Origin of the sequence: Psychrobacter sp. 28M-43 (genome assembly GCF_014770435.1) — a bacterium.
Classification (GTDB): domain Bacteria; phylum Pseudomonadota; class Gammaproteobacteria; order Pseudomonadales; family Moraxellaceae; genus Psychrobacter.
On sequence record NZ_CP061739.1, the window covers coordinates 2645258 to 2657687 of the forward strand.

General features: G+C 40.9%; 10 protein-coding genes and 1 pseudogene. 7 read left to right on the plus strand and 4 right to left on the minus strand.

What is annotated here, in order from left to right:
• Positions 1-113 precede the first annotated feature (113 nt).
• The 4 genes and pseudogenes from IEE84_RS11085 to pilG form a co-directional block, all read right to left on the minus strand.
• Positions 114-1400 (minus strand): annotated as a pseudogene (locus IEE84_RS11085) (methyl-accepting chemotaxis protein); the annotation flags it as partial.
• 303 nt (positions 1401-1703) lie between these two features.
• Complete coding sequence (locus IEE84_RS11090) at positions 1704-2234, minus strand: chemotaxis protein CheW (protein WP_160022438.1); 531 nt, start codon at positions 2232-2234, stop codon at positions 1704-1706.
• A gap of 3 nt (positions 2235-2237) precedes the next feature.
• Complete coding sequence (locus IEE84_RS11095; RefSeq protein ID WP_057761573.1) at positions 2238-2600, minus strand: response regulator; 363 nt, start codon at positions 2598-2600, stop codon at positions 2238-2240.
• A 179-nt stretch (positions 2601-2779) separates the two neighbouring features.
• Positions 2780-3157: a twitching motility response regulator PilG gene (gene pilG, locus IEE84_RS11100; RefSeq protein ID WP_057761576.1), complete on the minus strand. Its 378-nt coding sequence runs from the start codon at positions 3155-3157 to the stop codon at positions 2780-2782.
• A gap of 688 nt (positions 3158-3845) precedes the next feature.
• On the opposite strand from pilG, the gene IEE84_RS11105 reads away from it, so the two are divergent.
• The 7 genes from IEE84_RS11105 (at position 3846) to IEE84_RS11135 (ending at position 12339) form a co-directional block, all read left to right on the plus strand.
• Positions 3846-5075, plus strand: a complete 1230-nt coding sequence (locus tag IEE84_RS11105; RefSeq protein ID WP_191114210.1) for an efflux RND transporter periplasmic adaptor subunit — start codon at positions 3846-3848, stop codon at positions 5073-5075.
• 258 nt (positions 5076-5333) lie between these two features.
• Entirely contained in the window at positions 5334-6056 is a 723-nt protein-coding gene (locus IEE84_RS11110) for a response regulator transcription factor (RefSeq protein ID WP_057761578.1), read from the plus strand.
• Between the two features lie 85 nt (positions 6057-6141).
• Entirely contained in the window at positions 6142-8271 is a 2130-nt protein-coding gene (locus IEE84_RS11115) for an ATP-binding protein (protein ID WP_191114211.1), read from the plus strand.
• Between the two features lie 256 nt (positions 8272-8527).
• Positions 8528-9298, plus strand: coding sequence for a methionine ABC transporter ATP-binding protein (locus tag IEE84_RS11120; RefSeq protein WP_057761581.1), 771 nt, complete (start codon positions 8528-8530; stop codon positions 9296-9298).
• A gap of 19 nt (positions 9299-9317) precedes the next feature.
• Positions 9318-10004 carry a methionine ABC transporter permease gene (locus IEE84_RS11125; RefSeq protein ID WP_191114212.1) on the plus strand — a complete coding sequence of 229 codons (687 nt, stop codon included), beginning with the start codon at positions 9318-9320 and terminating at the stop codon, positions 10002-10004.
• Between the two features lie 170 nt (positions 10005-10174).
• The gene (locus IEE84_RS11130; RefSeq protein ID WP_191114213.1) at positions 10175-11152 is read left to right on the plus strand and encodes a MetQ/NlpA family ABC transporter substrate-binding protein; all 978 of its coding nucleotides are present in this window, start codon (positions 10175-10177) and stop codon (positions 11150-11152) included.
• 338 nt (positions 11153-11490) lie between these two features.
• Positions 11491-12339 (plus strand): aldo/keto reductase, encoded by an 849-nt coding sequence (locus IEE84_RS11135; RefSeq protein ID WP_191114214.1) that lies wholly within the window; start codon positions 11491-11493, stop codon positions 12337-12339.
• The last annotated feature ends 91 nt before the right edge of the window (positions 12340-12430 follow it).

Here is a 12430-nt window from a genome sequence, read left to right on the forward strand (position 1 = left end):
CAAATCACCTACTATAATTACGGTTTCTTTTTATCACTCTTACAGCAGCAAATTTGTTCAATATGCAGAAAAATAAAATGCTACCAATCTCGCTCTAAGAGAATAACTAATCACTAAACGCTTTCTTTCAATGCGCCTTCCGTATCTAACACTTCATAATCTACTAGCTCATCGTCGTTCGATACCTTAAAGCCCGTTACCGATTCCTGTAGTGCTGCTGCCATTTCACTTAGCTCACCAATAGAACGGGCTGTTGCCATCGTTCCGGAAGACGTTTGTGAGGTAATATCTTGAATGATGTTCATGGTATGAGAAATATGACCCGCAGACTCAGCCTGTTGTAAGGCAGCGTTTGAGATGTTTTGAATCAAGTCAGCCAAAGTATTAGAAACGCTCTGTACTTCTTCTAGTGCTTCACCCGCATCTTTCGCTAAGCGTGCGCCGCGTACAACTTCAGAAGTTGTTGACTCCATTGACATAACCGCTTCATTGGTATCAGCCTGAATAGTTTTTACCAACGTTTCAATCTGCTTAGTAGCATTAGCTGAACGCTCAGCCAGACGCTGTACCTCATCAGCAACAACCGCGAAGCCTCGGCCCGCTTCCCCTGCCATAGATGCCTGAATAGCGGCGTTCAATGCCAAAACGTTGGTCTGGTCAGCAATATCGTTAATTAGTCCAACGATATCACCAATCTCTTGCGAAGATTCACCAAGGCGCTTAATACGCTTTGACGTTTCTTGAATCTGATCACGAATAACGTTCATACCCTCAATAGAGCGTTGTACAACTTCTGCCCCGTTATGAGAAATAGCAACTGAACGCTGGGCAACCGTTGCAGATTCCGCAGCATTGTTTGAAACCTGATCAATTGAGACAGTCATCTCATTAATAGCGGCTGATACACCAGCAATCTCTTGTGCTTGGTGTTCAGAAGCTTCGGCCAGTTCAACAGCATTCATCTGCGTTTGATCTGAAGACTGTGAGACTCGGTCAGCAGTGCTGTTAATAACCAGTACCAACTGTCGTAATTGGTCAATTGCAAAGTTGACTGAATCAGCAATCGCCCCTGTAAAGTCTTCTGATACAGTCGCATTGACTGTCAAATCACCTTCTGCCAAATCACCCAACTCATCAAGCAGACGTAAAATAGCGATCTGGTTACGTTCGTTTTCTTCTTGAATTTGACGCGCTCGCTCAGACTCAGCTTCTGCTTCTTGACGACGACGCAAGGTTTCTTTTTCAATAAGCGATCGCTCTGATCCACCACGGTTTTTCAGTAGCTGGTACAAAGCAAACAGAATCCCTAATGCGCCGATTGCAAATACAGCCGCTGGCAAAATAACGGATTGATTGAAACTATCGAAATACTGACTTACCGATGATAGCGAGTTAACTAGCCAAATCAGACAAGCCAAACTTAATAGAACAAAAAATCCTAACAATAGCTTCCAAGTACTATCAGCGTCTTTGCCATCTGCTGATGTTTTAGCCATACCAGCTACAGGTTTTTTTATCACATCACTCATCTTGCGTCTTCCTTTCAAACAGTCATCAAAGTCTAATTGTGGCTGACTTTGACAATCGTATTGTTATCTAAACAATGATTAGCAAAGCCTGTATAAATGCTGACATCGAACCCTATTATGTCAGTCGCTATTTCTCTGTCGTTACTTAACAGACAGGTATTTTATAGTTAATAGCTATATCGCAGCATCTGAATACTGAGGATCCTGTGCGAGCAAACTTGGCATAAATACATACCAGTCTTGGTCGTTTTTGAAAAACTTGCCATGGTTATAAGGCGCAAATGGCGACTCTGGATCTATGGCTTCTGGACGATACTGTTCTTGTGTGAACTGTTCGATACCAAGTACTTGATCAACCAGCAGTCCTGAAAAGTTATTGTCATAATCAATAACGATAACTTTCCGTTGGCTCATTTGTGTCAAGCGACTAGGTACTTGCAAAAAATGCGACAAATCCGTTAAAGGTAATAGTCGCCCACGAATGTTGGCAATACCTAGCATCCATGGCTTTACTAGAGGTAGGCTAGTATATTCTGGCATAGATAATACCTCTGATACCTGACCCATAGGGGCAACTAAGCGCTGCCCACCAATTTCAAATACCACACCTTGCCAATCAAACTCTTGGCCACCGCGACGACCGCTTTTGCGCGCGCGTGCCAAATCTGCTAAACGCAGAAGCTCGATAAATCCTCTAGAAGCCACAGGTTACTCCATCACTTTGCGAATCATATTGACCAATCCACTTTCATCAACTGGTTTGTTCATATATTCTTTGGCGCCTTGACGCTTGCCCCAAACTCTATCTGTCTCTTGATTTTTGGTACTAATCATGATGACAGGGATATGAGCAGTGGTTTTACCGCGGGTAATCTTACGCGTGGCCTGAAAACCATTCATTTCAGGCATTACCACATCCATCAAGATCACATCTGGTAAATGTTCAGCTGCCATCTGGCAACCCTGCTCACCATTGGTCGCTTCCAACACTTGGAAGTTATTTTTAGCAAGCATATCGCGAAATTTCGCCATTTCTGATGGCGAGTCGTCAATGACTAAAACGGTAGTCATAGGAGGTTCCTTTATGTTCTAAAATATCTGTGAAGATATATTGATATATGGTTCAGATAAAATGATCAAAAATAGCACTTATAAATCGACTGGTAGCCATTCTTTAATCATAGTTATTCAGTATTGAATAATCTGGAGCGATAATATCAATCACTCCCTGTAAGTCTATATTTATTCGATTAACGGTACTGATTAATGGCATCAAAAAGCTCATCTTTACTAAATGGTTTGGTCAGATACTCATCAGAACCCACAATACGACCACGTGCCTTATCAAATAGACCATCTTTAGATGACAACATGATTACCGGTTTATTGGCATAATCAGGGTTATTTTTTATCAGCGCACAAGTCTGATATCCATCTAGACGTGGCATCATAATGTCGACAAAAATAATATCTGGATTGTTATCTACAATCTTTGCTAACGCATCAAAACCATCGATAGCGGTCACTACTTCACAGCCCGCTTTTTGTAATAAAGTTTCTGCAGTACGGCGAATGGTTTTTGAATCATCAATTACCATTACTTTTAAACCTTCAAAATTATTTTCCATTCTCATTGTCCTGTAAACGACTATTTGTTCGTAACGCTATCTAACAATACAAAATTTGCTTGGCTATTTTAAACTTTTATATCATCTATTGTCAGATTGATATAAGTACCTATATTTGCATTGTCTGCGTTGAAATTTGTTATAACAGCGAATCTTCTACAATTGATGCCTACTGACTAATCGCGGTATCAATATAGCGTACTATACGCACTTTATAATTATTAATCTTACAAAATCTAGCGTTATTTAAGTGCCTTGGATAGGTTAACTTACCCTTCAAATACCTAATAAGAAAGTCAAATATAAAAATTATTCCAACTAACTATAAATCCAATTTTTAATATATATATATAGATTGAAATGTGAATAGAAGGCAGCGCTATTATATTTTTATATTGTATATAACTGGCAATGATATTACTGAATAATTTTCATTTGTAATAAAAATGTATCAGTATATTTTATAGTGTTTGTTTTAACATAGTTATTATTGCTTTTCCAGTAATTAGCAAAATTATGTTCGAACTCATTGGTATCACAATAGCTGTTCTTATCTATTAAAGATGTAACTTCAACTCTGCCTAGTGTTTGGATCATCATCTTTCTTAAGTTTAGTAAATATTTTACAGTCGTTCCACCGAGTTACAATTCACTATATAATGATATGACGATTACAATGGTGACTGCTATGACAGCTTCTAAATACTTAAGAAAAAGCCTCTATTTATTCAGCATGCTATTTATCGCTGCTTGTCAGCCGTCACCTATAAACGAATCAGCCGTTACTGATACTGAAGAAGAGACCGCTGACACGCCACTTATCATCACAAGCGACAGTGTCACAATGACACCAGAACATATCTTGAGTATCAAACCTTCAAGATATCAGCCGAGTCTCGGATTACAAGGTAATATCGAACCTATCAAGCAGACCACATTTGTTGCGGTACATCCCATTCGTATAGAAGAGACACTGGTTAGTGAAGGTCAATGGGTAGAAAAAGGCACGCCATTGCTTGTCTTTAAACGTACGGGCACGGCTAGCAAAGCTGAAGATTTGAAAAAGCCTGAACAAGGTAATTCAGAATCAGGGGATACTAATCAGAACAATCAAGAAGATACGCAAAACTCTGATGCTAACTCTGCACAAGCTGCGCCAGACGCAGACATTGCTGTTGTAAGAAAAACTGATAGTAAGAGTGATAAAACGTTAGAAGCAAATTCTGCGATAGATACTGATAGTAATATCTCTACTAATCAGGGTGCAGACGTTAATACTGCTAAACAAGATACGCAGTATAATTCGATTACCATTCATGCCAGCTTTTCGGGTCGAGTAGAAAGCTTATCTGCTAATGCAGGACAACAGTTAGGGGCGCGCACGTCTCTACTACAGATCAGTGACGAGACCAAACTACACTTTATGGCTACCCTGCCTATACAAGCAAAACCACAGCTTTCCGTTGGTCAGACAGTTAATTTTACCGCCGAAGGTATCTCAGACAAGTTTACGGGACAGGTCAGCAAACTGGTATCGACCAGTCAGCCCAAAAAGCTCTTGGTCTATGTTAATGTCATCGACAACGAAGTAAGTCGTGATAAGTTACTGCCAAATATGAAAGTCACAGGGCGCGTCAATTATGGTCAAATAGATGTTGGCACTATCGTACCTAAGCGCGCTCTACATGACGTCGACCTAACAGAGTTGCAAACTCCTCCTTATATGCCGCTACAACCATTGACTGCAAATGTTTGGATTATCGGACAAGATCAGCGTTTAACGCGCCAACCTATTGAAGTAGTTGAATACGATCCTACTACGCAGCAGTATTTGATAGCAGGTGTGAGCAATGATAGCTTGATTTGTTTGGCGGACTTACCTGTTGATTCTAAAGGTAAAAAAGTCATTGTGTCATAATAGCTTATGCTGACAGTTACATTGCGTAGAAACATTAACAAAGCTTCTCTTGTTTTGTAACAGCATAATTAGGCAATATGGCCCTATTATATATAGCATTATCCGAGTATTAAAATACGATTACATTTAATTATGCGCTATTCTGTATATTTGAAAACATAGAGGCTTAATAGTTTAATTATTTATTATTTCCAACAGCTCATCATTACCGAAAACGTTATATTTTTATAAATCACAATAACAATTAGAGGACATCCCATGAGTAAGCAGATTTTATTGATTGAAGACGATCCAGATTTAGCTGAGCTGATCAGCGATTATTTGACCATGAACTATTATGACGTGCATCATGCTGGTCTTGGTCAAGAAGGTCTCGACTTATTAGACACCAAAGAGCGCGATATTGACTTGGTTGTATTGGATCTTATGCTACCTGATATGGACGGTATGCAAGTATGTCAAAAGATTCGTGGCAACAAGAACAACATGACCAATAAAGTGCCTATTATTATGCTAACCGCAAAAGGCGATACAACCGATCGCGTATTGGGGCTGGAGATGGGTGCTGACGATTATATCGCCAAGCCTTTTGAGCCACGTGAGCTTTTAGCTCGTATTCGTGCAGTTATTCGTCGTCATGAGCAACCAAATCAAGCCGATAGCCAATCAGACAGCTTAACCTTTGGTCGTTTGAGTGTGTTCCCTGATAGTCATGAAGTCACTATCGATGACCAACCAGTACGTCTAACCACGCATCAGTTTCAGTTGTTACACTACTTTGCCACTCATTCCGGCAAGGTGTTGAATCGTGAGCAACTCTGGCAAGCGATGCCAAATGATGACAGCTCAGACAATATTGACCGTGCAATTGATGTACATATCTCGCGTTTACGTGCTTTGATCGAAGACAATCCACGCCAGCCAAAGCGTATTATTACCGTACGCGGCGTCGGCTATCAATTTGCCACTGATCAGGTGTAATCATAAAGGATGCCTAATTAGCTGACTCATGGTGTAAACTCTATACCATGAGTCGGTACAAGCGTTTAATAATAGAGATCGTTTAATGCAGCAATTGGGTTTTCGTTCCGTATTTGCCAAACTATTTGCCAGCGTTATGCTGGCACTTACTTTATTTGCTGTGGCAATGGTGCTGTTGACTCAACTTGTCCATGACAAAGACGCTGGTATTCGCTCAGAGATATTAGCCACGCAGATTTTGGGTCAAATCGATCCATTCTTGCACGAATTAAATATTTCTATCAGCAAAGACAACCGTTTACAGTCGCGTTTTATGCTGGCTGTCGTTAAGAAAAGCTTCGATATTTTTGATGAATCACTGCAAGCAAAAATGGGATTGTATGACAGTGAAGGTCGGCTGCTCATGCAAACTGACAACAGTGACCTACCCCTAGAGCTTCCCCCTACTCCTTCTTTGTTCTCACGTGTTTTTCCGTCACTTGCAGATACATCACCTACCAAGCAAGCCCAAGTGTATAGCAGTACAGGTTATACCTTATTATACGAATCACGTTTAACGCCTAAAAAACCTGTCCTTTCTGCAGCCTTGAACTTGTTCACTGGTACGCTACTACTTTTGCTTATTATGGCAGGTGTACTATGGTTGATTGCACGGACGATGACATGGCGTATTGACCAGTTAAGCCAGCAAATGACTCAATTAGGTGATGGTGATTTTACGGTGCGAGTAAATGCGCGTGGTAATGATGAAATCGCTGCACTAGCACGCGGATTCAACCAAGCAGCACAAAAAATTGAACACTTAATTGATGCCAATAACTTGCTACTGGCACATGCCTCTCATGAGCTACGCACACCGATTACACGTATTCGTCTACAGATTGAAATGATGGATATGCTAGCTGGTGCGCTACCAACTGATACCAAAGCAAAGTTCGATAAACGGGCACAAGCGATCAATAGAGACTTGTCAGGTCTTAATGACTTAGTAGAAAGCATATTACTGGTTAGTCGTTTGGATGCAGGTCATGCCTTACAGCAAGTTGAAAACTTAGATTTATACGATTTGGTAAACCAAGAACGTCAGCACTATCCTGAAGCCACGCTCATTGGTGAGCACATCGTGATAGATGGTCAATCATCAATGTTGACTCATTTGATTCGCAACTTACTTACCAACGCTATGCTACATGGCAAGCCACCTGTTACGGTATTGCTATATGGTGTTCAGAGCATAGAAGAAGCCGGAACTGTGCCTGACTATCTATTACAAACAGTACTATGCAGCAGCTTTGTCGATTACAACAGTTTAGACTTTGACGATTATGAAGAAAACGCTGATGCCAAAGTAATTGAACACCAAACCGCTAAACATGAAACTACTAGTTCGGTTGATAAAAATAAATCAGAAACGACTGACTCAATAGCAGATCTACCAACGCCGACTATCTATAAAAACGGTGAAGACATAGCTGCCAGCAATGAGAATAACGATAGCGATGATGACACCAGTATTGATAACGACCTTTCAGATGACAGCTTGATAGACAATGCTAGCAAACCCCAACCTACTACTGGTGAATCATCACTACTTGCTGACTATTATAGCTTTACCAGTGAATTAACTGACAGAATTAAGAAAGTTATTTGGAAGGCTGTTCCGGATTCTACTGAGCCTGCTAGCGACACTGATACTACTAACAACACTGGCTTGGTTGAAGTAGCATCCACAAACTCTATAAACAATGTAGAAAGCGACAATACTGACATTCTCATCGAGAACAGTGCTCAAAAATCAGATAAATCTATTACTGATACCGCTACTAAAAATAACGGCTCAAATAATACGAAAGATGATACCAAATCTAACAGCTCAAACAATGAGAACTCAGGCGCAGTCGTGCGTAAAGAAGGCTTATTTGCTAAGCATATGAAGAAAGCCAAAACTGAACCTGAACGTCCTTTACCAAAATATGCTGTACTGGCGGTAATTGACGAAGGCACTGGCATTCCCGAAGGTAAGCGAGAAGAAGTCTTTAGTCCATTTGTACGTTTACAGCAAAAAAACAAAGGCTCTGGATTAGGGTTATCTTTAGTCTCACAAATCGTTACCGCCCATCAAGGACGCATTATTACAGATACGCTAAATGGTCATACTAGATTTTTGGTGACTATACCCATTCATCATGATCCTCATTACAACTATCACGAGTAATCAATCCCCATCGTTGTATAGATAGCTATCGAGCTGTCGCCTTCACACTTGCTATTTTAACTGCTTATTCTTAATAGCTATTAATCATAAGCCGGACACGTATGTGCATATCCAAAGTGCCCGATAATATGCTATATTACCGCCCCTTATTATACGGTTATTGACTGTTGTCGTTTTGACCAGCTTCTTACATATTGAAAGAGGCCTGATGACGCGTTCTTAACCATTAAAAAATTTATTAAATTTTGAGCCCTCCATGAATGACATGATTGTCTTAAACGATGTGACCAAAAGTTTTTTAAGCGACCGATCAATCAAAGACAAAGACGGCAAACCACATTGGTTTACCGCTGTTGAGCCGACATCTCTGACTATCAAACAAGGCGAAATCTTTGGTCTAATGGGTTATTCAGGCGCAGGTAAATCTACCTTATTGCGCCTAATTAACATGCTTGAACGTCCAGATTCGGGTCAAGTCGTGATAGACGGTACTGACCTAACCACGCTGTCTGCTAGTGAGCTACGCATTGCCCGTCATAATATCGGTATGATTTTTCAGCAGTTTAATCTGATGTCTAATCAAACGGTCTTTGATAACGTGGCATTTAACTTAAAAATCTCGGGTTATCCAAGTCGTGACATTCATAAACGCGTCATGGATTGTCTTGCGATTGTTGATTTGACCGATCGTGCTGGCCACTACCCTGCGCAGTTATCAGGCGGACAAAAACAGCGTGTGGGTATTGCTCGCGCGATTGCCCCTAGTCCAAAAGTATTGTTGGCCGATGAGCCAACCAGTGCACTTGATCCTGCAACGACCCGTAGTTTGCTGACTTGTCTGCGCGATATCAATGAGCAACTTGGCGTGACTATCGTCATCGTGACCCATGAGATGAGTGTTATTCGTAGACTTTGTGATCGCGCAGCGTTATTGCATCAAGGACAACTATTAGAAGTTGCGGATGTGCGAGATGGTCTGATTCAAGCAACTACCCCGATTGGCAAAGGCCTAGTCGTCGAGGACTAATGAGGCAGGAGAAATAGATATGTTAACTGGTACTGAATTATCCGCCTCTATAGACAAGCTACTTGTGTTACGCAAAGAGATCGTGAGCGCGTTTATTGATACGTTTGTGATGCTCGGTATTTCGACCACGGTCGCAATCGTCATCGGTGGACTGTTTGGCGTATTCTTGTTTTTATCTAGTGATCGACAGTTTTTGCAAAACAAGACGTTGTACGGTGTGCTTGGCGGTATTACCAACTTTATGCGTGCTTTCCCTTTCGTGATTTTGATGATTGCGATGAGTCCATTTACTAAGGCCATCGTTGGTACGGGTATCGGACCAATTGCTGCATCATTGGTACTTGCTATCGCTGGTTCGTTTTATTTTGCGCGTTTGGTCGAGCAAAATTTGCGTGAAGTGCCGCGCGGTATTATCGAAGCAACCGAATCTATGGGTGCACGACCTTTTACCATTATTAAAGTATTACTTAATGAAGCACGCTCAGGTTTAGTATTGTCAGTCACTATTCTTTGTATCAGCTTGCTCTCTTATTCAGCGGCGGCTGGTATGATTGGTGGTGGCGGTTTGGGTGATTTGGCCATTCGTTATGGCTATTATCGCTATCAAACCGAGGTAATGATTTTTATCGTGATTGTACTATCCATCATGGTCATCTCGATTCAAGCCTCTGGTAACTGGCTCGCCAATCGTTTAGACAAACGTTAAACCGCTTTAGAGAATACTTGACTTTACGAGCGACTAGGTTTATTTTTGGCAACACTCAACCCTTATCTCAGCTCTTACAACAAAAGCAGCATTACTATTTATAATGTTGCTTTTTTAATGTTCAGACGATAAACGTTTTACTCAATCCCATTCATTATTAAGGACATATTATGAAATTAACAGATATCAGCCGTCAGTTAGCTACCGCATTTGCCGCTGTTGGTGTATCAGGTTTAGTCTTAGTTGGTTGCAGCAATTCATCAGCGCCAGAAGCGACTAAAGAGCCAGTAACCGAAGGTGCCACTGCAGAAACTGCCGCTAGCGATATCGATCCTGATCATACCAAAATCGTTATCGGTACGACTGAAGGCGATTTTGCTGATATGGTTCGTAACCAAGTAAAGAGCACGCTTGAAGCTCAAGGTTATGAAGTTGAGTTGATTGCCTTTACTGACTATGTCCGTCCTAACCTTGCATTGGCTGAAGGCGATTTGGATATCAACATCTTCCAGCACAAGCCTTATCTTGATAATTTCAAAAAAGAAAACAATCTTGATCTAGTAGAAGCATTCCAAGTACCAACGGCTCCGCTTGGCATTTACTCAGGTAAAAAGACTAGCCTTGATGCTGCATTCAAAGGTATGAGTGTTTCTGCACCAAACGATCCTAGTAACTTTGCACGTGCTTTGGTTATGATGAACGATCTTGGCTGGATCAAATTGAAAGACAACATCGATCCATTGACAGCATCAAAAGCAGATATCGCTGATAACAGCAAATACGATATCGAAATCGTTGAACTAGAAGCTGCTCAATTACCACGCGCGCGTGATGAAGTTGACTTTGCAGTTATCAACGGTAACTATGCTACTGACTCTGGTATCAAATTGACCGAAGCCTTGTTCCAAGAGCCAAGCTTTGCTTATGTAAACTGGTCAGCGATCAAATCTGCTGATACTGGTAAAAAATGGGTTGAAGATGTGACCAACGCTTATAACTCAGAAGCTTTCAAAAAGTACGCTCATGAAACGTTCCCTGGCTACAAGTACCCAAAGATCTGGGGTACTGACCACAGCGCACACATGGACACTGCTGCTAAAACTGAAAGCGCTGACGCTCCAGAAACTACAGAAGCTGCTGCTCAGTAAGACTTTAAATCAAAAGTACCTAGTTTTTTAGGTGTTATGATTAATAGAAACGCCCATTAATTAGAGTGATGGGCGTTTTTTTGTCTTTAATTTTGGGAGTGCTGTTTTCCAATACCGTTATTAAATGACTAACTGAGTATTAAATAACTATCAAATAACTATTAAAAATCACGTTACAGCCTGTTTGTCCTTTGTAGGAAACCGTCACTCACGCTTCCACTTGTCCTTGGTTTTTCTTATAGTGGACGGGCTCAATAGTAATTTACTCGTTAAACCATACTATTGATGACATTTAAAACTAATGAAAATTATAAGACACACATAATAAGGATAACAATATGAGCGCTAAAAACTATAATATTCGTACCGCTGGACAAGCAAACATCCCAATTCTAGGGCTAGGTACTTGGCAGTCAACTGGGCAAGATTGCGTAGACGTGGTCAAAAAAGCGTTAGAAATGGGCTATGAGCATATCGATACTGCTCAGGCTTATGGTAATGAAAAAGAAGTTGGCGAAGGCATCAGACAGTCAGGCGTGGCTCGTGATAAGTTCTTTTTGACTACCAAAATTTTTCCAGATAATATGAAGTTTGAGCCAGAAAAACTGGTCGCAGCGGCGAAACGTTCTTTGGAAGACTTGGGTACAGACTATGTTGATCTGTTGCTATTGCACTGGCCTGATGACCGCGTGCCATTATCTGAGACCATTCCTGCGCTGTGTGAACTACAAAAGCAAGGCTTGACGCGTCATATTGGTGTTTCAAACTTCAATATTGCTAATATCACTGAAGCCAAGAAATATGCTGATGTGCCTATCGTCGTCAACCAAGTAGAGTTTCATCCCTTTATTAAGCAAAACACATTGCAGACCTTTTTGAATAATCATCATATTCTACTAGAGGCCTACTCGCCATTAGCGCGTGGTGATGTATTCGATAACGAAGTAATTAAAGAGATTGCAGATAAGCACAACGTAACGCCAGCACAGATTTCACTAGCATGGATCTTATCAGACAAGTATCGTGTGGCTATTCCGAAAACGTCTAACCCTGATCACCTGCAAGGCAATCTAGATGCCATCAAGGTTGAGTTAAGTGCAGATGAGTTAGAAAAAATCGGTAACCTAGCCAGCTCTGACGGTCGTAAAATTGAACATCCTGACTATAGCCCAGTATGGGATGACTAACAGGATTAATAAGTACGATTAATTGATTAACCAAACAAAGCTCAATAAAAAGCCACCGATAATCGGTGGCTTTTTTATATGGTATGAAAAC